This window comes from Streptomyces sp. NPDC093801 (assembly GCF_040701585.1).
Lineage (GTDB): Bacteria > Actinomycetota > Actinomycetes > Streptomycetales > Streptomycetaceae > Streptomyces.
On the sequence record NZ_JBFBDP010000021.1, the window covers coordinates 101,217 to 123,922 of the forward strand.

A 22,706-nucleotide genomic window follows, 5' to 3' on the forward strand; every position below is an offset into this window, starting at 1 on the left:
TCAGTCATCGGAGAGCAGGATGCTGCGGTCGAGTCCGGCCGTGCGGATGGTCCGCGAGACGGGCTCGATGGCGCCGACCACCTTGATGGTGACGTGGTCGGCGACCTTCTGCTGGGCGAAGACCAGCGAGCGCAGCCCGGCGCTGGCCATGTAGCCGACGCCCGCCATCCGGATCTCGACGGTGCTGGTGCCGTGACCGGCGGCCTTCTCGATGGTCTGGTGGAACTCCGGCGCGGTCTTGGCGTCCAGCTCGCCCGTCAGTTCGATCACGGTGGTGTCGCCCTCGATGCTCAAGGACACGGAAAGCGGCATGTCAGGTCTCCTTCGGTCACTCGGGGTCGTTGGCACGGCCGACCAGGATCACGACCGAGCGCGGGCCGATCAGGTACTTGCCGGCGTTGTCGAGCTCCTGTTCCGTGCCCGGCGTGCGGATGTCGTACGGGGCCTCGGCGCCGGTGTCGGCGAACAGGTGCCAGCTGCGCCCGTGGGGCAGGGCGGGCAGTTCCAGGTCGTGCGCCTCCCAGTGGGAGTTCATGGCGACGTACACCACGTCCTCGTCGGCGGTGCCGCAGCGGGCCACCGCGATCAGGCGGCTCTCGGGCGACCAGTCGGGCTGCCAGGCCCGCTCCCCGTGCCAGCTGATGTCCGGCAGCCCGAGGCTGTCGCGGAGCCGGCCGGTGGGGTGGGTGGTGGAGCGCAGCTCGCGGTGGCGGCCCCGGAAGGCGATCATCTCGCGCGTGAACCGGAGCAGTTCGGCGTTCTCGTCGACCTGGTCCCAGTCGAACCAGGACAGCTCGTTGTCCTGGCAGTAGGTGTTGTTGTTGCCCTGCTGGGTGCGGGCGACCTCGTCCCCGGACAGCAGCATCGGGATGCCCTGGCTGGTGAGCAGGATGGCCAGGGCGTTCTTCATCTGGCGCAGCCGCAGGGCGTTGACCTCGGGGTCGTCCGTGGGGCCCTCGGCCCCGCAGTTCCAGCTGTTGTTGTCGTTGGCCCCGTCGTTGTTGCCCTCGCCGTTGGCCTCGTTGTGCTTGCCGTCGTACGCGACCAGGTCGGCCAGGGTGAAACCGTCGTGGGCCGTCAGGAAGTTGACGGAGGCGGTGGTCCCGCGGCTGGAGTAGAGGTCGGGCGAGCCGGCGATCCGGGTCGCCAGCTCCCCCGTGACCCCGGGGTCGCCCTTGAGGAAGCGGCGCACGGTGTCGCGGTACTTGCCGTTCCACTCGGCCCAGCGGCCGTACGCCGGGAAGTTGCCGACCTCGTAGAGGCCTCCCGCGTCCCAGGCCTCGGCGATGAGCTTGGTGTGCCGCAGGACGGGGTCGAAGGCGAGCATCTCCAGCAGCGGCGGGTTGGGCAGCGGGGTGCCGTCCAGGTCCCGGCCGAGGATGGCCGCGAGGTCGAAGCGGAAGCCGTCGACGTGGTAGTCGGCGACCCAGTGGCGCAGGCAGTCGAGCACGTAGTTGCGCACCACCGGGTGGTTGCAGTTGACCGTGTTGCCGGTGCCGCTGAAGTTGAAGTAGTACCCCTCGGGCGTGAGCATGTAGTACGTGGCGTTGTCCAGGCCCTTGAAGGAGATGGTCGGGCCCTGCTCGTTGCCCTCGGCGGTGTGGTTGAAGACGACGTCGAGGATGACCTCGATGCCGGCCGCGTGCAGGTCCTTGATCAGGGTGCGGAACTCGTCGCCCTGCATCCCGTAGCGTCCGGTGGCCGCGTAGCCGGCCTTCGGCGCGAAGAAGGAGACGGTGTTGTAGCCCCAGTAGTCGTAGAGCTTCTCGCCGGTCTCCGGGTTGCTGCGCGGGTTGTCGCTCTCGTCGAACTCGAAGACGGGGAGCAGCTCGATGCAGTTGACCCCGAGCTCCTTCAGGTACGGGATCTTCTCCCGCAGCCCCGCGAAGGTGCCGGGGGCGGTGACCTGCGAGGAGGGGTGCCGGGTGAAGCCGCGCACGTGGGCCTCGTACACGACGAGGTCCTCGGCGGGGATCCCCAGCGGGGTGTCGTCGCCCCAGTCGAAGTCCTGGAGGCAGACCCGCGAGCGGTACTGGTAGCCGCGGCTGCGGTCGGGTTCCACGCCCCACACGTCGCGGCCGGCGATCAGCCGGGCGTAGGGGTCGGAGAGCACCTGCCGGGCGTCGAAGCGGTGGCCGGTGACCGGGTCGTAGGGGCCGTCGGCCCGGTACCCGTACTCGATGTTCTCGTGGTCGAGGCCGAAGACCGTCATGGAGAAGACGCTGCCGGTGCGGAACTCCTCGGGGAATTCCAGCTCGGCCATCGGCTCGGGCTCTCCGCGCTTGTAGATGACCAGGGTCATGGAGGTGGCCTGGTCGGAGAAGACGGAGAAGCTGACCCCGCCGGGGACCACGTTGGCCCCGAAGGGGAACGGCTTGCCCGCGCGGACGCGGTACCCGCCCACTTCGTGGGTCGGGTACGCGTCCACGCGCAGCACTCGTTCGGAGCGGGCCTCGCTCATCGCACGGCCTTGGCCCGGCCGGCGGCGGCCGCGGCCTCGCCGGTCTCGAAGAAGTCGAGGAAGCCGGTGGCCGACATGACGAACCGGACCTCCTCGCTCACCCCGTACAGGGTGACGGCGACGCCGGCGTGCTGGGCCTCGCGGTAGACGACCAGCAGGGTGCGCAGGCCGGCGCTGGAGACGTAGGTGACGGCGGTCAGGTCGATGCGCAGCGGCCGGCCCTCGCGGACGAGCGGCAGCAGGGTCTCCAGCAGGGTGCCGGAGGTCTCGCTGTTGATCTCGCCGGTGGCGACGAGGACGGTACCCGTCTTGTTGCGGCGTTCCTTCACGTTCAGACTCATGTCGTGCTTCCCCTCTGGTTGGGGCGCCCCCCGTTGGGCACTACTTCTGGGCCACCGGCCGGAGCCGGACCTTGACCTTGACCCGCCCCTGGACGTCGGGGAGGTGGACGGTCAGCTCGTCCGCGTCGAACTCCTCGTACGGCTTCTCGTCGATCTCCACGGAGGCGATCCGCACCGAGCCCGCGGGCAGCAGGTCGGGCGAGACGCGCAGCGTCCGGCCGGGCAGGTCGGTCGGGTCGGGCTGGAAGTGGAAGTCCATCTCCCGGCCGTTGATGAGCAGGTTGTTGTAGACGGCGGCGAGGTAGCAGAGCTCCGCCGAGTGGTACATGGACATCGAGTGGCTGCCCTTGAGCCGCTCGGTGCCGAGCAGGTACGGCGTGCCGCTGGCGAGCACGTTGAAGTACACGGCTCCCTCGTCGTGGTCGAGGAAGAAGGTGTTGTAGAAGGCCTGCGCCTGGCGCGCCTCGCGCAGGCTCGCGTCGCCGCCGACGGTGCCCTGGAGGATGAGGTAGGCGAGGATCGCCTGCTCCTGCTGCCACCAGGCCTTGCGGTCGTGCCAGGCGAAACGATACGTCTCCTGGTCCCCCTCCTTCACCCGCTCCACGACGTCGTACCAGCCGCCGCGCTGGAGGTCGCTGCCGACGGCCGGCATGATCTCGCCGATCTTCCGGGCGAGCTCCTCGTAGGCGGGCTTGGCCTTCAGCGAGTTCATCCGCATCAGGTTCCAGGCGATCTTCAGGTTGTGCCCGACGACCGCGCGGTTCTGCTGCCAGCTGTGCGCGGTGTCGTGCGACCAGTCGCGGAAGAAGCGCTCCTGGACGAAGGGGCTGTTCTTGTAGTCCGGGAACTTGTCCGCGATGGTGTCGAAGGTGTACTCGAGGAAGTCGGCGTACTTCTGCTCGCCGGTCGCCAGGTACAGGTTGATCAGGTACGCGGGCGCGTGGTCGCCGACCGAGTTCCAGTTCTTGCGCTCGGCGTTCTCGCCGAGGGACTCGTGGTCGGGGCTGAAGAGGATCGGGTCGACGTGCGAGTAGTAGCCGCCCTGTTCGCGGTCGAGGAAGAACTTGTCGAACAGCCGGATGGTGGCGTCGGCGTCGTTCTTGATCCGGACGTCGCCGGTGATCCGGTAGGTCTGGATGGGGCCGGCCAGGGCGTAGATCTGCTCGTACATCGGGATGGCGTCGTAGTCGTCGGAGAACTCCGAGGTGAACAGCTTGCGCTCGCTGTCCGCGTCGACGCTGATGCCGTGGTACCAGTAGACGACGTCTTCCTCGGTGTCCACGACCCGCATGTGCTTGCGCAGGTACTCGGTGCCGCGCTCGGCGACCTCCAGGTACTCGTCCTTGCCGGTCAGCAGGTAGGCCGAGGCCATGCCGTAGACCAGGCGGGAGATGGTGTCGGTCTCCTGGACGTGGCTGGCGGTCTTGTCGCCGCCGAGCCGGATCTCGGTGCGGTACTGGGTGAAGTCCACCGGTCCGTCGCCGAACTGCGCCCGCTTGTAGAAGTCGGCGAGGGACTCGATCTGCTTCACCCACCAGCCGGCCTCCTCGAAGCGGTAGTCCTCGGCACTGCGGCCCAGGAACACCAGCCTCTTGGCGTCGAAGCGGCCGCCCTGCTCGGGGTAGTGGACCCCGTAGGCGAACAGGAACCGGCCGGCCGAGAGCATCTCGTCGATGTGTCCCGAGGCGTCGATGTACGGCTCGTCGAGGTTGCGCACCAGCTCGGCGCTGGGGCCCGAGGCGAGCGAGACGTCGAACTCCCGGTCGTCGGCGGTCCTCAGCCGCAGCAGCCGCGACGCGGAGTCGAAGCGGACGACGTAGCCCGCGATCGTGTCGGAGAAGGAGAAGCCGGGCGAGCCCGCCATGTCATGCACCGTCCTTGTCGTGTGAGCGGTCGTCCTCGAATCCCTGGCTGACCTCGACGATCACCCCGTCGGGGTCGCGGACCCACACGGTCCGCCAGCCGCAGAGGAAGTCGTCGAAGTCCAGCGGCCCCAGGGTCACGTCGGCGGCGTCGCCCAGTTCCGCGAGGAAGGCGTCGACGCTGTCGGTCTGGAAGGCCAGGTGGCGTATCCGGCCCGGGGCCGGCGGGCCGTCGTCGTGCGCGGTACGGGCCGGCTCGGCGGCGGCCTCGAAGAGCTCCAGGTACGCGTCCCCCTTGCGCAGGAACACGATCCGGCTCTCCCCGAGGTCGACCACCCGGGCCCGGGTGAAGCCGAAGTACCGGGAGTAGAACTCCTCGGTGCTCTTCTGGTCCGCGCAGTTGAGGCCCACGTGCGACCAGACCATCGGGCGCCCGCCGGCGCCGGGCATCAGGCGCTCCCCCGGCCCCGGCGCGCCGCGAGGAGCTCGATGATCCGGCGGGCGAACAGGTGGTGGTGGGCGCCGGTGCGGCCGGTGACCAGGTCCCCGTCGACCACCACGTCCTCGTCGACGTACTCGGCGCCCATGTTGCGGACGTCGCCGACGAGGTTGTTGTGGCAGACGACCTTGCGGCCGCGCACCTTGTCGGGGATGGAGGAGGCCAGCCACATGCCGTGGCAGATGATCCCCTTGAGGACGGTCGGCTCCTCGAAGGCCCGGCGCAGGAACTCGGTCGCGGGCGCCAGCACGTCCACGTCCTCGGTGTAGCGCAGCCGGTCGGCCACCATGCCGGAGGGCACGATGACGGCCGCGTAGCCGCGCAGTTCCTCGTCGTCCAGTGCCTCCAGGGAGCGGTCGGCGGTGAACGGCGCCCGGTACTCGTGCCCGGTGAAGGTGATGGAGTCGTTGCCCCACAGGCGGGTCAGGAAGTGGACCTCGGCGCCCTCCTCCGCGAACCGGCGCTGGTAGTAGAAGATCTCCGGCTCGTAGAAGTCGCTCTCGACCAGGACCGCGATCCGCGTCCCGCTCAGCGCGCCTTCGCGCAGTACGGCGTCAGGCACGTCGGGCCCCCCTGTTCCGGCCGGTGAGGAAGTCCGCCGCGCGCTCGGCGATCATCGCGATGGCGGTGTGGCAGTTGCCCGACGGGACGGCCGGCATCACGCTGGCGTCGGCGACGCGCAGGTTCCGTACGCCGTGCACCCGCAGCTCGGGGTCGACGACGGCGAGGTCGTCGATGCCCATGCGGCAGGAGCCCGCCTGGTGGTGGTAGCTCTCGGCCTTCTGCCGGACGAAGGTCCGCAGGTCCTCGTCGGTGACGGCGCCGGGCCCCGGCTGGAGCTCCTGCTTGTACCAGGGCGAGAAGGCGGAGGTGGCGAAGATCTCCCGGGCGAGCCGGACGCCCTGCACCATCCGCTCCAGGTCCCAGCGGTCGCCCAGGTAGTTCGGGTGGATCAGCGGGTGGGCGAGCGGGTCGGCGCTCGCGAGCCGGATCCAGCCGCGCGAGACCGGGCGGACGACGCCGGGCAGGATGGACACCGTGTTCGGGTGGTCCTGGCCGACGATCACGTCGAACGGGACGTGGACGAAGGCGATCTGGAGGTCCGGGGCGGGCAGTCCGGGCCGGGAGGACAGGAACAGCGCGCTCTCCGACAGGTTCTGCGCCGGCGCCGGGAGCTCCTGGGTGACCTCGGCCATCAGCCCGGTCAGGACGTGGTTGTGGAAGTTCTCGCCGACCCCGGGCAGGGCCGCGGTGACCTCGATCCCGTGCTCGCGCAGCCGCTCGGGGTGGCCGATGCCGGAGAGCAGCAGCAGCTTCGGGGACTCGATCGCCCCGGCCGCCACGATCACCTCCCGGCGGGCCCGTACGGTGTGCAGCCCCGGGGCGGCGGCGGTGCTGTGGCCGTCCCGGACCGTGCGGCCCGGGATCTCGGCCGGGGGCCGGCTCTGGACGTACTCGACGCCCGTGCAGGTGTCCCCGTCGATGAGCAGCCGGGTGGTCTGGGCGCTGGTGCGCAGGGTCAGGTTGGGGCGGGCGAGGGCCGGCTCCAGGTAGGCGGCCAGGGTGCCCTGGCGGCGGCCGTCGGCCACGTCGATGTGGTGCCAGCCGGTGCCGAAGAGGCCGCCGCGGGGACCGTCGGTGTTGAAGTCGGCGATCTCCCGGTGGCCGAGTTCGACGGCGGCGTCGATGAAGGCGCGGGAGACCGGGTTGGGGTCGTGGCGCCCGGCGTTGGTGACGCGCTGGGGGCCGCCGGTGCCCGTGGTGGGGGCGGTGACGTCCTCCTGGTCCTCCAGGAGGGCGAAGTACGGCAGCACGTCCTCGTACGCCCAGCCGGCCGCGCCCTGGTAGGCCCAGTTGTCGAAGTCCGAGGCGTGGCCCCGGATGTGCATCATGATGTAGAGGTTGCTGCTGCCGCCGGGGGCCTTGCCGCGCGGTTCGTAGGTGCGGCGCCCGCCCAGGCCCGGCTGCGGGACGCTGGTGTAGCCCCAGTCGACGGGCCCGCCGAGCAGCTTGTACCAGGAGGACGGGTCGTCCACCTCGGGCGGGATGCGGTGGCCGCCGGCCTCCAGGACCAGGACGGAGACGTCCGGATCGGCGGAGAGGCGGTCGGCGAGGACGCTGCCGGCGGTGCCGGAGCCGACGATCACGTAGTCGTACTGCTCTGTGGCCACGGTCCGGTCCCCTCAGTCCTGGCTCAGCACCTGGAAGGGGACGGTGTCGTGGTAGTTCGCCATGTAGACGATCCGGCCGTCCACGATCCGGAAGAAGTTCATCACCTCGGCCTCGATGGCCCGGCCGGAGGGGCTGACGGCGGTGATGTGGGAGACGGCCGCGGCCTTCTCCCCGTCGACCAGGAAGTGCACCGGCTCGTTGCGGAAGACCCGGTACATGCTCCCCATGCCCTTCATCATCGAGCGCAGGGTCTCCAGGCCCTCGATGTGTCCGGCGAGCTGCTCGTCCATGACCTGGTCCTCGGCGAACAGGTCGCACCAGCGGTCCCAGTCGCCGGCGTTGGCGTACTCGTAGTACCTGTTCAGGATCGTTCGGGCGTCCATCGCGTCTCTCATCCCCCTATCGGTCCCTGCGGGTGCCGTCCGGCGCGAAGGGCGCCCAGAACTGGCTGAAGGCACTGGCCGTGTCGCCGAAGAGCCCGTCGCGGCCCTCGACGATCCGCCCGTCCCGCCACTTCATGAAGTGGAAGACCGGGTAGTCCATCCGCTCGTACGGGGAGGCTCCGGCCGGGTCCGCGCCGTCCCGCAGGGCGGTGTTGCGGCAGACGTCGGCGCTGCAGTCCGGACCGGTCAGGACCGCCTCCAGCTCCATGCGGAAGGTGCCGCCGGTGAGCTTGTGGGTCTGGCCCATCAGCTCCAGGAAGGCGTCCAGGCTCTCGTACCAGCCGGCCAGCGGGTGGTTTCCGGGCACCAGCCAGCGCAGGTCCTCGGCGTAGTACTCCAGGATGCGCGCGCGGTCTCCGGAGCCGAGGGCGCGGTAGGCGGCCTCGACCCGCTCGCGGGTCACTTCGGTCATCGCCGCGTCCCTCTCAGAGCGAGCCCGAACCGGGCATCGGCGCCAGTTCGTTCACGGTGTACTGCTTGATCAGCGGTCCATCCGGGCCGGCCACCACGGTCCAGGTCTGGTCGGCGTCGAAGCCGAGCCACTGGCTGCGGGCGGCCGGCGGGTCCCAGATCTTGGCCTGCCAGTTGACGAGGACCCGGACGATCGCCCGGTCGCCCTCGATGACCGGCTCCACCTTGGTGACCGTGTGCACCTCGTCGAAGAACCGGTGGGTGACGGCCTCGTACCAGCGGCCGAAGCCCTGGTGGCCGAGGAAGGTGTCCTCGGGGACCTGGAACTCCAGGTCCTCGGTGATGAGGGCGAGGACCTGCTCCGGCGGGAGGTGGCGGTCCAGGGCCACGTACCAGTTCTCGGCGAAGGTGCGGATCGCGTCCTCGGTCAGCCGCTCGGCGGGCATGCGGTCTCCTCCTGTTCGGTGGGGTCCGGTCGGTTCAGATCTGGACGTCGACGAGGAACGGGCCGGGGTGGGCCAGCATCCGGTCCACGGCGGCCGCCGCCTCGTCCGGCTTCTCCACCCGCGTCCCGTCAGCGCCCAGCGCCCGGGCCAGCCCCGCGAAGTCGATCTCGGGGCGGGAGAGGTCGAAGGAACCCGGGAAGGGGTGCTCGGCGATGTCCCGTTCCCGCCAGTACTGGGCGATGTTGTCGTCGAGCAGCCGGTACTTGCGGTTGTTGCAGACCACGAACTTGGCGTCGATCCCGTGCCGGACCGCCGTCCACAGCGCCTGGTAGGTGTACATCGACCCGCCGTCGCCCGCGAAGCCGACGACGAGCCGGTCCGGGCGGGCCAGCTTGGCGCCGACCGCCCCCGGGAAGCCCACGCCGAGCGATCCGCCCCGGGTGAGGTGGTAGTCGCCGGGGCGCTCGGGCGGCAGGTGGCGGGTGACCAGCGGGGAGGTGGTGAGCGCCTCGTCGAAGACGATCAGGTCCCCGCGGGTGCGTTCGGCCAGGGTCCGCAGGAAGACGCCCATCGGCGTGTCGTCGTCCGGCGACGCCTGCCCGGCGGCGTCGGCCCGCTCCCGGGTCCGCGCCTCCAGCCGCGCGGCCGCGGCCGCCCGCCGGGCCGGGGTCAGCCGCCGTTCCAGTACGCCGGCCAGCGCGCGCAGCGCCTGGCGCGGGTCGGCGGCCAGCCCGAGGTCGACGGGGTGGTTCTTGGCGATCTCGTAGGCGTTCAGGTCGATGTGCACGACCTTGGCGCCGGGCCGGAAGGGGCTCTCCAGTTCGGGGAACACCTCGGGGAAGACGTAGGTGCCGACGATCAGCACCCCGTCCGCCTCCCCGACCAGCTCCTTGCTGTGCGGGCCGAACATGTGGCCCGTCTGGCCGCGGCGCAGCGGGTGCGAGGCGGCGATGTTCACCTCGGAGGAGTCGACCTCGTACACGTCGGCGCCGAGCAGCTCGGCGACGGCGGCGAGTTCGGCCTGCGCCCCGGAGAGCGAGACCCCGTCCCCGACGAGGACCACCGGGCGTTCGGCGGCGGCGAGCAGCTCGGCCGCCCGGCCCACCGAGGCGGGCGAGGGCGCCACGTCGGTGAGCGGGACCGTGGCGGGCAGGACGGGCTCGGAGTTCGGCTCGTCCAGCACGTCCATGGGCAGGGCCACGAACACCGGACCGCGCGGCGGGGTGAGGGCGATCTTCACGGCCCGCCGGATCGTGCGCAGGACGGAACGGGGGTCGGTGACCCGGGTCGCGTACTTGGTGACGGGCCTGGCCATGGCCACCAGGTCGGAGGCCATCTGGGCGTCCATGGCGTCGTAGCGCACCCCGGCGTCGCCGGCGACCACGACCAGCGGGGTGTGGCCGCGCAGCGACTGGTAGAGCATGCCGATGCCGTTGCCCAGCCCCACGCCCGAGTGCAGCTGGAGCAGGGCCGCACCGCCGGTGGCCCGGGCGTAGCCGTCGGCGATGCCGGCGGCCACGGTCTCCTGGAGGGCCAGGACGTACTGGAAGTCCGCCGCCGCGTCGACCGCGTCGAGGAATCCCTGTTCCACCGTTCCCGGATTTCCGAACATCACCGTCAGGCCGTCGGCCTTGAACTGCTCGATCAGCCTTTCCCGTCCGGGAGTGGCTTCGGAATTCATCGGACTCCCCCTCATTCCCCTACCACCCGTAACGGGTGAGGCCGTTCTCCAGGACTTCCACGATCTTCTGCCCCGTGAGATACGAGTCGGGGGTGGAGCGGCCGGTGACGAAGGGGTAGTCGACTATCACCGACAGCGGGTGGCCGAAATTACCGTGATAGGCGCCGCGCGGCCCCGTCGCGTCGCGCAGGATGTACTCCAGCGGGTACGGCGGCGGGCCCATGTTGAAGTCGGTGCCGAGGAATCCGGTGCCGTCCTTGTAGTCGTACTCCTTGCAGTGGCCGGTGACGTGCTTGCCCCAGATGATGCTCTTGCGGTCGCCCCAGTCGCGGGCGAAGGCCAGGCAGGCGACGCCGTAGCACTCGGCGGCCACGACCTTGCCGGCGTTCTTGAAGGCCAGGATCAGGGCGTGGACCCGCTCGTTGTTGGCGAGGTCGACGATGGGACCGCTGCCGCCGACGATGAGGACCGCGTCGTAGCCGGCGATGTCCGCCTCGAGCTTCTCCAGGTCCCGGTGGTACTGCTCCAGCTTGCGCAGGTACGCGCCGTCGCTCGTGTACGGGCGCTCCGGCACCCACGCCTCGATGTCGAGGGGCGTGTCGAGGCGGTTCGACTGCTCGAACTCCCGGCCCAGGCGGGCGTTCTCCTCCGAGGTGACCGAGCGGCCGAGCGGAGGGTCGACGAAGTCCGGGTCGAGGCTCGGCGGAAGCGCGTGGGCGCGCTTTCCGGTCGGCGTGGCGAATGTGATCTCGTAGCCCTGCTCGTCGAACTTGGAAACGGGACCGATCAGTTCCTCGGACCAGTAACCGTGTTCGGAGACAATGACCAGAATCTTTCTGCTCACGGATTCCTCCAGGCGCGGCCTGTTGTCGTTTGCGTTCACCACACTGCGTGCGCCCGGAGCCCGCGTCAAAGGGCCGGAATGCGACTTCGTGAGGTAGCGGGCAAGGTGGTGACGACACCTCACCTAGTAGTCCGGCGAGGTCAGGAAGTACGTGCCGGACTTCCTGACCTCGGCCGGATCGCTGAACCAATTCAAGATCCCCGACTTATGGTCTGGACGCGCCGTGATGCGCGGGGCGCGCCGGGTCAGGAGTGCGTGAGGAGAGGGACGGGGACGATGACGAAGGACCTGTTGTGCACACACATCGACCAGATACGTCCGGTGAAGCCATCAGCCGAGGGCTGCGAGGAGTGCCTGCGCCTGGGGGACGCCTGGGTGCACCTGCGGATGTGCCTGAGCTGCGGGCACGTCGGATGCTGCGACTCCTCGAAGAACCGTCACGCCACCCGGCACTACCGGGCGACCTCCCACCCGATCGCGGCCTCGCACGAGCCCGGTGAGGACTGGGCCTGGTGCTACGCCGACCAGCTGATGCTGGAGCCGGCGTGAGCGCGGCCCAGGGGAGCCCCGCCTCCCCCGCCACGAGCACGGCCGCCGCTCCCGAGCGGGCGGAGAGCCGCAAGCCGGTGATCCTGGCCGTCGACGACGACCCGCAGGTGCTGCGGGCCGTCCGCCGCGACCTGCGCAGCGCCTACGGGGACCGCTACCGGGTGCTGGGCGCCTCCTCGGCCGCCGACGCCCTGAAGATCCTGGACTCCCTCGACGAGCGCGGCCACGACCCCGCGCTGTTCCTCGTCGACCAGCGGATGCCCGACGTCACCGGCGTGGAGTTCCTGCTGGAGGCGGTGAGCCGGTTCCCGGACGCCCGCAGGGTGCTGCTGACGGCGTACGCGGAGACGGACGCGGCCATCACCGCCATCAACCGGGTCCGGCTGGACTACTACCTGCTCAAGCCCTGGGACCCGCCGCACGAGCGGCTCTTCCCGGTGCTGGACGACCTGCTCTCGGACTGGCTCGCCACCTACCGGCCGGCCTACGACGGGATCATCGTCGCGGGCCACCTGGTCTCCCCCGGCACCCACGCCGTCCGGGACTTCTTCACCCGCAACGGGCAGCCGTTCCGCTTCCTGAACGTCGAGCGGGACCCCGAGGCGCTGACGGTGATCGCCGACGCGCGGGCCGGGGCGGCGCTGCCGCTGGTGCGCTTCCCGGACGGCTCGGTGCTCTCGGCCCCGACCGACACGGAACTCGCCCGGCGGCTGGGCCTGTCCACCACGGCCTCCCGCCCGCACTACGAGTGCGTGATCGTCGGCGCCGGCCCGGCGGGGCTCGCCGCCGGCGTGTACGCGGCCTCCGAGGGCCTGTCCACGCTGATGCTGGACTCCCGCGCCCCGGGCGGCCAGGCCGGCACCTCCAGCCTGATCGAGAACTACCTCGGCTTCCCCTCGGGCCTCTCCGGCGGCGACCTGACCCGCCGGGCCACCATCCAGGCCTCCCGGTTCGGGGCCGAGATCCTGCACCCGGTGGAGGTGGTCTCCCTCACCCGGGACGACCCGGCGAAGATCCTGACCCTGGCGGACGGGACGGAGATCAGCGCGGAGACGGTGCTCCTGGCGACCGGGGTCTCGTACAACCGCCTGGAGGCCCCCGGCGCGGACCGCTTCGAGGGCGCGGGCCTGTACTACGGGGCGGCGACCACGGAGAGCTCGGCCTGCATCTCGCAGCACGTGTTCATCGTGGGCGGCGCCAACTCGGCCGGCCAGGCGGCGGTGCACTTCGCCAAGTACGCGGCCCGGGTGACCATCCTGGTCCGGGCGGCCTCCCTCGACGCGAGCATGTCCCGCTACCTGATCGACGAGATCGGGCGCACCCCGAACATCGAGGTCAAGGTCCGCACGACGGTCACCGCCCTGGACGGCGGCGAGCACCTGGAGCGGATCACCCTGCACGACGCGGACACCGGCGAGGACCGGGAGGTCCCGGCCCGGTTCATGTTCACGTTCATCGGGGCCCGCCCGCACACGGACTGGCTGTCGGGGGTGGTGGAGCGGGACGAGTACGGCTTCGTGCTCACCGGCTCCGACCTGATCGCCAACGGCGGGGAGCTCCCGGCGGAATGGAGCCTGGAGCGCGCCCCCTACCCGCTGGAGACCAGCGTCCCCGGGGTCTTCGCGGCGGGCGACGTACGGGCCCACTCGGTCAAGCGGGTCGCCTCGGGCGTGGGCGAGGGGGCGATGGCGGTCTCCCTGATCCACCGCTACCGCTCGATGGGCTGACGCCGAGAGCGAACGGCCGGGCCCTTGCGATCACGAGGAGAGCGGATGCAACGTTGATTACATGATTACAGCCGAACAGAGCGAGAAGCTCCGCGCGTGGTTCGCCGAGCGCCTGCCGGTGGACGTCTACGAGTCCCTCGTCTCGGTCACCGTCGACCGGGAGGAGATCACCGTCGTCGGCGCCGTCCCGGCGTCCGAGTCGGTCAAGGAGTTCCGCGAGCGCACCCGCGAGCAGCGCGTGGAGGTGGCCCGCGAGGCCGAGGAGCTCTACCGCCGCAAGGTCGCCTGGGGCGTGAGGTCGGGTGGGGAGACCGTGCTCTTCACCCACCTCGCGGTGCCGGTCATGACCCGGCTGCGCCAGTCCGAGCGCCAGGTGCTCGACACCCTGGTCGCCGGCGGCGTGGCGCGCAGCCGGGCGGACGCCCTGGCGTGGTGCGTGCGCCTGGTCGGGGAGAACGCGGACGAGTGGCTCCGCGAGCTGCGGGAGTCCCTCGACAAGGTGCACCAGGTCCGTGCGCAGGGCCCCGACATCCAGAAGTCTCGGCCGGAGTGACGGAAATCCCCACCGGGCACTGATGATCCCGGAAAGTATCCGGGACGACCTGATCCCAGGGAGAGGCACGCACACCATGACCACCACCGTCGAGTACATCCGCTACCGGATCGCCTCGCAGGACCAGCAGGCCTTCGAGGAGTCGTACGCCCGCGCGGCCGAGGCCCTGGCCGCCTCGCCCGAGTGCATCGACTACGAGCTGGCGCACAACACCGAGGACACCGAGCGGTACATCCTGCGCATCCGCTGGACCTCGGTCGACGCCCACCTGAACGGCTTCCGCAAGGGCGAGCACTTCCCGGCGTTCTTCCAGGCGATCCGCCCGTACGTGACGAACATCGAGGAGATGCAGCACTACACCGTCACCGACGTGGTCGGCCCGGGAAAGGCCGCCGGACAGTCATGAGCACCACGCCCACGATCTACGAGTGGATGGGCGGGGCGGAGGCCATGCGGCGGCTCACCGACGCCTTCTACGCCCACGCGCTGCAGGACGAGGTCCTGGCCCCGGTCTTCGCGGGCATGGACGCGGAGCACCCGCAGCACGTCGCGGTCTGGCTGTCGGAGGTCTTCGGCGGCCCGGCCGACTACTCGGCGCACCACGGCGGCCACATGCACATGGCCACCAAGCACCTGGGACGCGGCATCACCGAGCAGCAGCGCCGCCGCTGGGTGGACCTGCTGCTGGACACGGCCGACGAGGTCGGCCTCCCGACGGACCCCGAGTTCCGGGCGGTGTTCGTCTACTACATCGAGTGGGGCACCCGGATGGCCCTGATCTACTCGGGCCCCAACCCGCCGCCGGTGGACGCGGCCAAGGTCCCGGTCTGGTCCTGGGGCCAGACCCCGCCGTGGATCCCGAAGGCGAAGGACGAGTGAACGAGCAGGCCCCGCGGCCCGGAAGGGCGCGGGGCCTGCTGCGCCTCCCGCGGCCCCCGCTCAGCCGGCCAGGACCACCGTGAGCGGCGGGGCCCCCTGCTGACCGCGCCAGAAGTCCACGGCCTCCTCCAGGACCTCTGCGAGCGTCTCCCAGTCCTCGGCCCGCTCGGCGGCGTACCCGCGCCAGGAGGTCACCGCCAGCAGCCGCCCCGGCGCGTCCGGCAGCCAGGACAGGTCGATCAGCGCGTCGGCCAGCGCGTCCCAGTTCGCGCCGAACCACTCCGGCACGGCCAGGGCCGCCCCGCAGCGCCGCATCAGCGCCGCCTTGCTGCGCACGCCGTCCAGGTCGAGCCGTACGGTCGTCCAGCCGGCCCCCTCGGCCGCGGCGAGGGCCGGGGCGAGGGGCTGCGGGTCGAGGGTCATCGGAGAACCGCCCTGAAGGTCTCGTAGTGGTCGTCCGTGTAGTAGAACTCGCCGCCCTCGCCCGTGACGATGCGACGGGCCCCGCGGTCGCGCTCCCCGGGGGTCCTGACCGTGTACTCGTGGTAGTAGCCGCGCTTCCTCTGCGGCAGGGCCTTCTCGAAGTTCCCGAAGACGGTCCCGTCCTGCCGGTACGCGTACGGGCCGCCCTTGTCGATCAGCGCGAGCACCTCGCGCGCCTGCGGGGGCAGCGCGTCGGCCCGTACGGTGGCCATCCCCTTCGCCCACCCGGGGGCGGTGGCACCGGCCCCGGCGGTGGCGGGCGCCGGCGCGGCCGGGGCGGAGCCGCCGCCGCAGCCCGCCGCGCCCACGAGGACGGCGCACAGGAACAGGGCCCCCAGCACGCGTGACAACGACCGGGGCACGCTCCGAAGGATCATGCGCCGATCGTGCCAAATATCCGATATTTACGCGAACTGCGGCAGTGACCTCACAGCACCGCCATCCTGGAATACGGGCTCAGGACGCGTCTGCGCGTGGCGCCGAAGTCGACGACGACGGCCACGCCCTCCTCGACGCCGACGACCCGGCCGAGACCGTACTGATCGTGGTTCACCCGGTCTCCCACGCCGAACCCCCGTACGGGCGGCTCGACGGGGGCTTTGAAGGGACTGGACGGCAAGTGGCGGCGGGACGCCGCGGGCCTGGTCATTGAAGCCAGTATGCGCGGCCGGGCGGCGTTCCGGCCCGGGGAGCGGGTCTCGATTGCGACACCCTCCGCCCGCGGCCAGGGCCCGTCAGAGCTCGTCGGGGTCTGCCCGCTCCAGCGCCGGCCGCAGCCCCGGGGCGGACTCGGTCAGCAGGTAGTCCGCCACCGCCGTGTCCGTCACCAGGCTGGTCACCAGCCCGGATCTGAGCACCGCACCGATCGCGGCGGCCTTGCGCAGCCCGCCCGCGATCGCCACGACCTCCGGGATCCGGCGCAGCCGGTCGGCCTCGACGGTGATGCACCGCTCGCCGAGGTCCCGGCCGACCCGGCGGCCCTCCGCGTCGAACAGGTGGGCCGACATCTCGGCCGCCACGCCCAGCGAGGCGTAGTGCGCCCGCTCCTCGTCCGTGAGCATGTCGTGCACGGTCGAGATGCCCGGCTCCCAGGAGCCGATGGACACGGCCGCCACGGTGACCTTGTCGAAGTACTCGAAGGCCCGCGCGATGCCCGTCTGGTTGCGCAGCGCCGCAGCCGTCGCCGGGTCCGGCAGCAGCATCGGCGCGTAGATGGGGTGCGCGTCCCCGCCGGAGACCTGCGCGGCGCGCCGCACGGCCTCCACGGACCCGCGCTCGGCCGTCCCGGCGTCGTACACGCCGGTCAGCTGGACGACGGTGCACGGCGGGAGCCGGTGCAGGGAGGCGGCCATGTGGATGGTCGACCGGCCCCACGCCAGTCCCAGGACGTCGCCCTCGTTGACGAGCTCGCCCAGCAGGTCGGCCGCGACCGCGCCGAGGTTCTCCGGATCGGGCGCGTCCTCGCTCGCGTCGGCCGGGGACTCGACCACGACGGCGTGCCGCAGCCCGTACCGGGCGCGGAGCGCGTCCGAGCGCTCCGCGTCCAGTTCCGCGGGGACCCGGATCTCGATGCGGACGAGGTCGCGTTCGAGGGCGGTCTCCAGGACCCGGGCCACCTTGAAGCGGCTCACGCCGAACTCCTCGGCGATCTGGATCTTGGACTTGCCCTCCAGGTAGAAGCGGCGCGCCATGGCCGCCGCCTGCACCAGCTCCGCGGGTCCCATCCGCAGGGCTGACCGTCCCGCCGACATTGCAGACACCGCGCTCTCCTCACTGCTGTTCACACTGTCGTGTTCACACTCTCGACTCGCCGTTCATCCTGTCAGATCCAACGGCCATTGATCAGCCTGGACGGCTTCCGTTCACCGAGCCGTTCACCAACGCTTGTCTCAGTGGTCGCAGGCCCAGGGCGCCGCCGCGATGGCCGCACCCGCCTGGTCACGCAGAGTCCGCACCGCGGCGGCCGGATCCACCGCCCCGTAGACCGCGCTCCCGGCCACGAACACGTCGGCGCCGGCCTCCGCGACCCGCTCGATCGTCGTGGCCGAGACCCCGCCGTCGACCTGGAGCCACAGGTCCAGTCCGTGCTTCGCGATCAGCTCCCGGGTCCGGCGGACCTTGGGCAGCATGATGTCGAGGAAGGACTGGCCGCCGAAGCCGGGCTCGACCGTCATGATCAGCACCATGTCGAGCTCGGGGAGGATGTCCTCGTACTGCTCGATCGGGGTGCCGGGCTTCAGCGCCATCGCCGCCCGGGCGCCCAGGGCCCGGATCTCCCGCGCGAGGCGCACCGGGGCCGCGGCGGCCTCGGCGTGGAAGGTCACCGAGCCGGCGCCGGCCTCCACGTACTGCGGCGCCCAGCGGTCGGGGTCCTCGATCATCAGGTGCAGGTCGAGCGGGGTCTCCGTGGCACGGCTCAGGGACTCCACGACCGGGACGCCGAGGGTGAGGTTCGGGACGAAGTGGTTGTCCATGACGTCGACGTGCAGCCAGTCGGCCCCCTCGACGGCCTTCGCCTCCTCGGCGAGACGGGCGAAGTCGGCGGACAGGATGCTGGGATTGATCTGAACGGCCATGCCCCAAGCCTGCCATGCCCTGGGGCACTTCCGGCCACGGCCCCGGAACTCGCGGTTTCCGTAGCACTGCTTAAGTGATCACCGCGTCGATGCACGCCCGTCCTTCCCGGTCGGGCGGGACCGCGCACACGTGTCCGCCCGGTGCCGGTGTCCCCCGTGCGCGGCGGGCGGTCCGCGGGACAATGACCGCCCACGGCCCCTGGAGGACTGCGTGAAGACGGCCCTGACCAACGCCCGGGTCTTCGACGGCCGGCGGCTCCTCGAACCCGCCACCGTCGTCGTCGACGGCGGGCTGATCGCCACCGACCCCGGCGGGGCCCGGGTGGTCGACGCCGGGGGCGCCGTGCTCCTCCCCGGGCTGATCGACTCCCACGTCCACCTGCACGGCCCCGAGAACCTGCGGCAGCTGCGCGACCACGGCGTCACCACCGCCCTCGACATGGCCACCTGGCCCCCGGCCCTGGTCGACTCCCTGCGCGCCGTCCCCGGGCTCACGGACATCCGCAGTCCCGGCGCCCTCGCCATCGCGGCGGGCGGCCTGCACTCCCGGATGCCCGGAATGCCGGCGGACAGCTTCGTCACCGGCCCCGAGGACGCGGAGCGCTTCGTGGCGGCCCGGGTGGCCGAGGGCGCGGACTACATCAAGGTCGTCGCCGAGCGGCCCGGCCCCGGGGCCCTCGACCGGCCCACGCTCGACGCCCTGGTCGCCGCCGCGCACGCGCACGGCCGGCTCGTCGTCGCCCACGCGGCGGCCGTCGAGGCGTACGCCATGGCCCAGGAGGCCGGGGCCGACGTACTCACCCACGTCCCCGGGGACCGGCCCCTCGACGCGGCCGCCGCCGCCCGGATGCGCGCCGCCGGGCGGACCGCCGTACCGACCCTGACGATGATGGAGGGCCTCGCCGCGGCCGGGCTGCCGGGCGTGGAGTACGCACCGGCCCGGGCGAGCGTCGCCGCCCTGCACGGGGCCGGGGTGCCGGTCCTCGCCGGTACGGACGCCAACGCCACCCCCGGCGTGCCCTTCACCCCGTCCCACGGCAGCAGCCTGCACCACGAGCTGGAACTGCTCGTGGACGCCGGCCTGACACCCCTGGACGCCGTGCGCGCCGCCACCGTCCTGCCCGCCCGCCGCTTCGGCCTCACCGACCGCGGCGCGATCCGACCCGGCCGCCGCGCCGACCTCGTCCTCCTCGACGGCGACCCCCTCACCGACGTCCGCGCCACCCGCCGCGTCCTGCGCGTCTGGTGCGCGGGCGTGGAGCACGCCGCCGCCGGCTGAGCGCCGCTACGCGGTGCGGCGCAGGAGGGCCAGGTACATGGCGTCCGTGCCGTGCAGGTGCGGCCACAGCTGGACGTCCGGGCCGTCGCCGAGGGCCGGGACGCCCTCCATGTACGGGCGGGCGTCGATGAGTTCGGCCGACACGGGGGCGTTGCCGGCGCCCCGGCCCTTGAGGACGTCGTCCACCACCACCCGGGTCTCCGCCAGGTGCGGGGAGCAGGTCGCGTAGCCCACGACGCCGCCGATCCGCACCGCCGACAGCGCCTCGCGCAGCAGGGCCCGCTGGAGCGGCGCGAAGCCCTCCAGGTCCTGCGGGCGGCGCCGCCAGCGGGCCTCCGGGCGGCGCCGGAGCGCGCCCAGACCGGAGCAGGGGACGTCCATCAGCACCCGGTCGAAGGAACCCGGGCGCCACGGCGGGCGGGTGCCGTCGGCGGCGATCACCTGGTACGGGCCCGGGTTGCCGGACAGCGACCGCTCCACGAGGCGGGCCCGGTGCGGCTGCTTCTCGGAGGCCAGCAGGAAGGCCCCGCGCTCCGCGGCCAGCGCGCCCAGCAGCGACGCCTTGCCGCCCGGGCCCGCGCAGCCGTCCAGCCAGCGCTCGTCGCGGCCCTCGACCGGGGCCGCCGCCAGGGCCATGGCCACCAGCTGGCTGCCCTCGTCCTGGACGCCGGCGCGCCCCTCCCGGACCGCCTCCAGCGCGCCCGGCTCGCCGCCCTCGGCCATCCGGACGGCGTACGGCGACCAGCGGCCGGGCAGCGCCGACTCCTCGCCGAGCGCCTCCACCAGCTCCTCGGGCGTGGACCGGCCCGGCCGCGCCACGAGGGTGACCTCGGGCCGCTCGTTGTCGGCCTCCAGCAGGTCCTCGATCCCGGCGCGCCCGCCGCCCAGGGCGTCCCACAGGGCGCTGACCACCCAGCGGGGGTGGGAGTGGTAGACCGCGAGGTGCTCCTCGGCGTCGTCCTCGTACGGCGGCGCCACCCGCTCCAGCCAGGCGTCGAGGTCATGGGCCGCGATCTTGCGCAGGACGGCGTTCACGAACTTCGCCCGCCCGTCGCCGAGCACCACCCGGGCCAGCTCCACGCTGGCCGAGACCGCGGCGTGCGTGGGGATGCGGGTGCCCAGGAGCTGGTGCGCGCCGAGCGACAGCACGTCCAGGACCGGCGGGTCCACCTCGCGCAGCGGCCGGTCGACGCAGGCGGAGATGATCGCGTCGTAGGTGCCCTGGCGGCGCAGGGTCCCGTAGACCAGCTCGGTGGCGAGGGCGGCGTCGCGCGCCTGGAACCGCTCGTCCTGGCGGGCCTTCTTCAGCAGCGGGGGCAGGACGAGGTTCGCGTACGCGTCGCGCTCGTCCACCGCCCGCAGCACCTCGAAGGCCAGCATCCGGACGGGGTCCTTCTGGGGCCGGCGGTAGGGCTTGGCCGGCCGGCCGCCCGGGGCGGGGCTGCGACGGGGCTGGGGGGACTTTTCGCTCACGTGAAAGGTGCTCCGGAGGTACGAGGTGCTTCGGGGTACTGCGGTGGTGCGGATGCCGCGGTGGTGCGGGTGCGGCGGTGCCGCGGTGGCGCGGGTGCGGCGGGCGCCCCCGGCCGGGCGGGGGCTGCCGATGGAATCAGCCTACGTCGGCCCCGCCCAGGCGCTCGCCGGGCGCGATGCGCACCCCGCGGGCCCAGTCGGCGCCCTTCATCGGCTTCTTGCCCTGCGGCTGCACCCAGAGCAGCTCGACGGCGTGCGAGCCGGTGCCGACGTACACGTTGTTCTTGGCCGGGGCCAGGACGCCGGGCGCGAGGTCGGTGCGGTCGGGGACGAGCCCGACGGAGACCAGCTTCAGGCGCTCGCCGCGGAAGACGGTCCACGCGCCCGGCGCCGGGGTGCAGCCGCGCACGACGCGGTCGGCGCGCAGCGCGGGGGCGTTCCAGTCGACGCGGGCGTCCTCGACGGTGATCTTCGGCGCGAGGGACACCCCCTCGGCGGGCTGCTCGACGGCGCGCAGGGTGCCGTCCTCGATGCCGTCCATGGTCGCGGTCAGCAGCCCGGCACCGGCGAAGGCGAGGCGGGTCAGCAGGTCGCCGCTGGTGTCGGTCGGGCGGATCTCCTCGGTGAGGACCCCGAAGACCGGGCCGGTGTCGAGCCCCTCCTCGATGCGGAAGGTGGAGGCCCCGGTCACCTGGTCGCCGGCCATGATGGACTGCTGGACGGGCGCGGCGCCGCGCCAGGCGGGCAGCAGCGAGAAGTGCAGGTTGACCCATCCGTGGGCGGGGATGTCCAGCGCGCTCTTGGGGAGCAGGGCTCCGTACGCGACGACCGGGCAGCAGTCCGGGGCGATCTCGCGCAGCCGCTCCTGGAACTCCGGGTCGCGCGGGCGGACCGGCTTCAGGACCTCGATGCCGGCCTCCTCGGCGCGCTCGGCGACCGGGCTGGCGACCAGCCGGCGGCCGCGGCCGGCCGGTGCGTCGGGCCGGGTGACGACGGCCGCGACCTCGTGCCGCCCGGAGGCGATCAGGGCGTCCAGGGCGGGCACGGCGACCTCGGGGGTGCCTGCGAAGACGAGCTTCACTGGGGTCCTACCTCGCTATCTCGGCGTCAGCAGCGGTCCAGTCTAGGGGGCGTGACCCCCCGCACCCACCGCTGGGACCGGGGGCGTACGCACACACGCGCGCCTCTCGCATATGCCGACACGCCCCCTGGGCGTGACCTGGTCGCCCGTTGGCGCGTTGGTCAAGAGAGATTGACCGAAACGGGCCGCGATCAAGAACGGTGTCTGCGGCCCGATCCGCTCTTCAGCACCGGTTCGAGAGGCTTCTCCATGGCCGACCACGCCACCCATGACGCCCAAGCACGGGCCAGTCTGCACCTCCTGGTGCGGGACATCGAGCGGGTTCGCCGGCAGGTGGACGCACTCCGCACGCTCACCGCCCAGCTCGGCAACGTGTACCGCCCGCGCCGCTCCGGGCCCTCCACGGGCTTCGTCGTCTACGGCAGGGCGCCCGCGCCCACCGTCCGCCTCGCCCAGGAACTGCGGGACAGCGTCGAGACGCTCGTCACCGCGGCCGTGGACTTCGACCGTTCCCTCGGCTTCTCCTGGGACGCGGTCGGCTCGGCGCTCGGCGTCACCAAGCAGGCCGTTCACCGCCGCTACGGCGCCCGGCGCGCGCAGGCCGCCGAGGCCGCGGAGCCGCCGGCCGAGGGCACCGCGACCCGGACGCTGGGCCCGCTGCCCACCATCCCCGCGGCGCGCTCGGTGCCGCCGCAGCCCGTCCGCGAGGACACCCAGGCCGCGGCCGCTCCGGCCGTCCGCCAGTCGGCCTTCCCCGGCCCCCGCAACGGCTGACGCCGCCCCGCCGCCGGGACGCCGACCCCCGACGGCACCGGCCCCGCCGCCTCCGGACGGCGGGGCCCTGCGGGTCCGTCCCCACCCGCCCGAAACGCCCGCGGTGCTGGAATCCCGCTGCGCGAGACCCAGCCCGCGCGGCGTTTGAGCGCAACGGGTCCGGGCGGAGCCC

The 22,706-nt window shown here is 72.2% G+C and carries 26 protein-coding genes; 7 read left to right on the forward strand and 19 right to left on the reverse strand.

Annotated features, from left to right (window positions below; translation table 11 throughout):
- The 12 genes from AB0469_RS24450 to AB0469_RS24505 are packed head-to-tail and all read right to left on the reverse strand — an operon-like array spanning position 1 to position 11,160.
- Positions 1-312, reverse strand: coding sequence for an STAS domain-containing protein (locus AB0469_RS24450; protein ID WP_366453570.1), 312 nt, complete (start codon positions 310-312; stop codon positions 1-3).
- Positions 313-328: 16 nt separating this feature from the next.
- Entirely contained in the window at positions 329-2,461 is a 2,133-nt protein-coding gene (glgX, locus tag AB0469_RS24455) for a glycogen debranching protein GlgX (protein WP_366453571.1), read from the reverse strand.
- Positions 2,458-2,802, reverse strand: a complete 345-nt coding sequence (locus tag AB0469_RS24460; RefSeq protein WP_366453572.1) for an STAS domain-containing protein — start codon at positions 2,800-2,802, stop codon at positions 2,458-2,460. Before AB0469_RS24460 ends, glgX begins: the two co-directional genes overlap by 4 nt.
- A 40-nt stretch (positions 2,803-2,842) precedes the next feature.
- Positions 2,843-4,666, reverse strand: a complete 1,824-nt coding sequence (locus AB0469_RS24465; RefSeq protein WP_366453573.1) for an AGE family epimerase/isomerase — start codon at positions 4,664-4,666, stop codon at positions 2,843-2,845.
- 1 nt (position 4,667) lies between these two features.
- A complete protein-coding gene (locus tag AB0469_RS24470; RefSeq protein ID WP_366453574.1) occupies positions 4,668-5,114 on the reverse strand; it encodes a VOC family protein in 447 nt (148 codons plus the stop codon).
- Positions 5,114-5,725 (reverse strand): DJ-1/PfpI family protein, encoded by a 612-nt coding sequence (locus AB0469_RS24475; protein WP_366453575.1) that lies wholly within the window; start codon positions 5,723-5,725, stop codon positions 5,114-5,116. Before AB0469_RS24475 ends, AB0469_RS24470 begins: the two co-directional genes overlap by 1 nt.
- A complete protein-coding gene (locus AB0469_RS24480) occupies positions 5,718-7,334 on the reverse strand; it encodes a GMC oxidoreductase (RefSeq protein WP_366453576.1) in 1,617 nt (538 codons plus the stop codon). Before AB0469_RS24480 ends, AB0469_RS24475 begins: the two co-directional genes overlap by 8 nt.
- A gap of 12 nt (positions 7,335-7,346) precedes the next feature.
- A complete protein-coding gene (locus tag AB0469_RS24485; RefSeq protein WP_366453577.1) occupies positions 7,347-7,718 on the reverse strand; it encodes a nuclear transport factor 2 family protein in 372 nt (123 codons plus the stop codon).
- Positions 7,719-7,734: 16 nt separating this feature from the next.
- Positions 7,735-8,190 (reverse strand): nuclear transport factor 2 family protein, encoded by a 456-nt coding sequence (locus AB0469_RS24490; RefSeq protein WP_366453578.1) that lies wholly within the window; start codon positions 8,188-8,190, stop codon positions 7,735-7,737.
- A 13-nt stretch (positions 8,191-8,203) separates the two neighbouring features.
- Entirely contained in the window at positions 8,204-8,635 is a 432-nt protein-coding gene (locus AB0469_RS24495; RefSeq protein ID WP_366453579.1) for a nuclear transport factor 2 family protein, read from the reverse strand.
- Between the two features lie 34 nt (positions 8,636-8,669).
- Positions 8,670-10,316, reverse strand: coding sequence for a thiamine pyrophosphate-binding protein (locus AB0469_RS24500; RefSeq protein WP_366453580.1), 1,647 nt, complete (start codon positions 10,314-10,316; stop codon positions 8,670-8,672).
- 19 nt (positions 10,317-10,335) lie between these two features.
- Positions 10,336-11,160, reverse strand: a complete 825-nt coding sequence (locus AB0469_RS24505; RefSeq protein WP_366453581.1) for a type 1 glutamine amidotransferase domain-containing protein — start codon at positions 11,158-11,160, stop codon at positions 10,336-10,338.
- A 276-nt stretch (positions 11,161-11,436) separates the two neighbouring features.
- Between AB0469_RS24505 and AB0469_RS24510 the strand changes: the two genes are divergently transcribed.
- The 5 genes from AB0469_RS24510 to AB0469_RS24530 all read left to right on the forward strand — a co-directional run bounded on the left by AB0469_RS24510 (position 11,437) and on the right by AB0469_RS24530 (position 14,868).
- Complete coding sequence (locus AB0469_RS24510) at positions 11,437-11,709, forward strand: UBP-type zinc finger domain-containing protein (protein WP_366453582.1); 273 nt, start codon at positions 11,437-11,439, stop codon at positions 11,707-11,709.
- Positions 11,706-13,436, forward strand: coding sequence for an FAD-dependent oxidoreductase (locus AB0469_RS24515; protein WP_366453583.1), 1,731 nt, complete (start codon positions 11,706-11,708; stop codon positions 13,434-13,436). Before AB0469_RS24510 ends, AB0469_RS24515 begins: the two co-directional genes overlap by 4 nt.
- A gap of 61 nt (positions 13,437-13,497) precedes the next feature.
- Positions 13,498-13,989, forward strand: coding sequence for a hypothetical protein (locus AB0469_RS24520; protein WP_366453584.1), 492 nt, complete (start codon positions 13,498-13,500; stop codon positions 13,987-13,989).
- 76 nt (positions 13,990-14,065) lie between these two features.
- The gene (locus AB0469_RS24525; RefSeq protein WP_365150113.1) at positions 14,066-14,395 is read left to right on the forward strand and encodes an antibiotic biosynthesis monooxygenase; all 330 of its coding nucleotides are present in this window, start codon (positions 14,066-14,068) and stop codon (positions 14,393-14,395) included.
- Positions 14,392-14,868 carry a group II truncated hemoglobin gene (locus AB0469_RS24530; RefSeq protein WP_366453585.1) on the forward strand — a complete coding sequence of 159 codons (477 nt, stop codon included), beginning with the start codon at positions 14,392-14,394 and terminating at the stop codon, positions 14,866-14,868. Before AB0469_RS24525 ends, AB0469_RS24530 begins: the two co-directional genes overlap by 4 nt.
- A 60-nt stretch (positions 14,869-14,928) precedes the next feature.
- Here AB0469_RS24530 and AB0469_RS24535 read toward each other — a convergent pair whose 3' ends face one another.
- The 5 genes from AB0469_RS24535 to rpe all read right to left on the reverse strand — a co-directional run bounded on the left by AB0469_RS24535 (position 14,929) and on the right by rpe (position 17,927).
- The gene (locus AB0469_RS24535) at positions 14,929-15,291 is read right to left on the reverse strand and encodes a barstar family protein (protein ID WP_366453586.1); all 363 of its coding nucleotides are present in this window, start codon (positions 15,289-15,291) and stop codon (positions 14,929-14,931) included.
- Positions 15,288-15,728, reverse strand: a complete 441-nt coding sequence (locus tag AB0469_RS24540) for a ribonuclease domain-containing protein (protein ID WP_366453587.1) — start codon at positions 15,726-15,728, stop codon at positions 15,288-15,290. Before AB0469_RS24540 ends, AB0469_RS24535 begins: the two co-directional genes overlap by 4 nt.
- Positions 15,729-15,778: 50 nt before the next feature.
- On the reverse strand, positions 15,779-16,000 hold the full coding sequence (locus AB0469_RS24545) for a hypothetical protein (protein WP_366453588.1): 222 nt from the start codon (positions 15,998-16,000) through the stop codon (positions 15,779-15,781).
- 85 nt (positions 16,001-16,085) lie between these two features.
- On the reverse strand, positions 16,086-17,102 hold the full coding sequence (locus AB0469_RS24550) for a sugar-binding transcriptional regulator (protein ID WP_045946176.1): 1,017 nt from the start codon (positions 17,100-17,102) through the stop codon (positions 16,086-16,088).
- 138 nt (positions 17,103-17,240) lie between these two features.
- The gene (gene rpe / locus AB0469_RS24555; protein ID WP_042809361.1) at positions 17,241-17,927 is read right to left on the reverse strand and encodes a ribulose-phosphate 3-epimerase; all 687 of its coding nucleotides are present in this window, start codon (positions 17,925-17,927) and stop codon (positions 17,241-17,243) included.
- A gap of 211 nt (positions 17,928-18,138) precedes the next feature.
- Between rpe and AB0469_RS24560 the strand changes: the two genes are divergently transcribed.
- Complete coding sequence (locus AB0469_RS24560; RefSeq protein WP_366453590.1) at positions 18,139-19,206, forward strand: amidohydrolase family protein; 1,068 nt, start codon at positions 18,139-18,141, stop codon at positions 19,204-19,206.
- A 6-nt stretch (positions 19,207-19,212) separates the two neighbouring features.
- On the opposite strand, the gene AB0469_RS24565 is transcribed toward AB0469_RS24560, so the two are convergent.
- Both AB0469_RS24565 and fmt read right to left on the reverse strand, forming a co-directional pair.
- Positions 19,213-20,679, reverse strand: a complete 1,467-nt coding sequence (locus AB0469_RS24565; RefSeq protein WP_366453591.1) for a transcription antitermination factor NusB — start codon at positions 20,677-20,679, stop codon at positions 19,213-19,215.
- A 136-nt stretch (positions 20,680-20,815) separates the two neighbouring features.
- Positions 20,816-21,760 carry a methionyl-tRNA formyltransferase gene (gene fmt, locus AB0469_RS24570; protein ID WP_366453592.1) on the reverse strand — a complete coding sequence of 315 codons (945 nt, stop codon included), beginning with the start codon at positions 21,758-21,760 and terminating at the stop codon, positions 20,816-20,818.
- A gap of 249 nt (positions 21,761-22,009) precedes the next feature.
- Here fmt and AB0469_RS24575 point away from each other — a divergent pair, with 249 nt between their 5' ends.
- Positions 22,010-22,534, forward strand: coding sequence for a hypothetical protein (locus tag AB0469_RS24575; RefSeq protein WP_366453593.1), 525 nt, complete (start codon positions 22,010-22,012; stop codon positions 22,532-22,534).
- Positions 22,535-22,706: the final 172 nt, after the last annotated feature.

Coding starts and splice junctions, on each gene's coding strand:
- glgX (WP_366453571.1), bottom strand. CDS start 2,461: ATGAGCGAGGCCCGCTCCGAACGAGTGCTGCGCGTGGACGCGTACCCG.
- AB0469_RS24495 (WP_366453579.1), bottom strand. CDS start 8,635: ATGCCCGCCGAGCGGCTGACCGAGGACGCGATCCGCACCTTCGCCGAG.
- AB0469_RS24500 (WP_366453580.1), bottom strand. CDS start 10,316: ATGAATTCCGAAGCCACTCCCGGACGGGAAAGGCTGATCGAGCAGTTC.
- AB0469_RS24470 (WP_366453574.1), bottom strand. CDS start 5,114: ATGCCCGGCGCCGGCGGGCGCCCGATGGTCTGGTCGCACGTGGGCCTC.
- rpe (WP_042809361.1), bottom strand. CDS start 17,927: ATGGCCGTTCAGATCAATCCCAGCATCCTGTCCGCCGACTTCGCCCGT.
- AB0469_RS24550 (WP_045946176.1), bottom strand. CDS start 17,102: ATGTCGGCGGGACGGTCAGCCCTGCGGATGGGACCCGCGGAGCTGGTG.
- AB0469_RS24545 (WP_366453588.1), bottom strand. CDS start 16,000: ATGACCAGGCCCGCGGCGTCCCGCCGCCACTTGCCGTCCAGTCCCTTC.
- AB0469_RS24460 (WP_366453572.1), bottom strand. CDS start 2,802: ATGAGTCTGAACGTGAAGGAACGCCGCAACAAGACGGGTACCGTCCTC.
- AB0469_RS24490 (WP_366453578.1), bottom strand. CDS start 8,190: ATGACCGAAGTGACCCGCGAGCGGGTCGAGGCCGCCTACCGCGCCCTC.
- AB0469_RS24510 (WP_366453582.1), top strand. CDS start 11,437: ATGACGAAGGACCTGTTGTGCACACACATCGACCAGATACGTCCGGTG.
- AB0469_RS24485 (WP_366453577.1), bottom strand. CDS start 7,718: ATGGACGCCCGAACGATCCTGAACAGGTACTACGAGTACGCCAACGCC.
- AB0469_RS24535 (WP_366453586.1), bottom strand. CDS start 15,291: ATGACCCTCGACCCGCAGCCCCTCGCCCCGGCCCTCGCCGCGGCCGAG.
- AB0469_RS24575 (WP_366453593.1), top strand. CDS start 22,010: ATGGCCGACCACGCCACCCATGACGCCCAAGCACGGGCCAGTCTGCAC.
- AB0469_RS24465 (WP_366453573.1), bottom strand. CDS start 4,666: ATGGCGGGCTCGCCCGGCTTCTCCTTCTCCGACACGATCGCGGGCTAC.
- AB0469_RS24530 (WP_366453585.1), top strand. CDS start 14,392: ATGAGCACCACGCCCACGATCTACGAGTGGATGGGCGGGGCGGAGGCC.
- AB0469_RS24525 (WP_365150113.1), top strand. CDS start 14,066: ATGACCACCACCGTCGAGTACATCCGCTACCGGATCGCCTCGCAGGAC.
- AB0469_RS24520 (WP_366453584.1), top strand. CDS start 13,498: ATGATTACAGCCGAACAGAGCGAGAAGCTCCGCGCGTGGTTCGCCGAG.
- AB0469_RS24540 (WP_366453587.1), bottom strand. CDS start 15,728: ATGATCCTTCGGAGCGTGCCCCGGTCGTTGTCACGCGTGCTGGGGGCC.
- AB0469_RS24450 (WP_366453570.1), bottom strand. CDS start 312: ATGCCGCTTTCCGTGTCCTTGAGCATCGAGGGCGACACCACCGTGATC.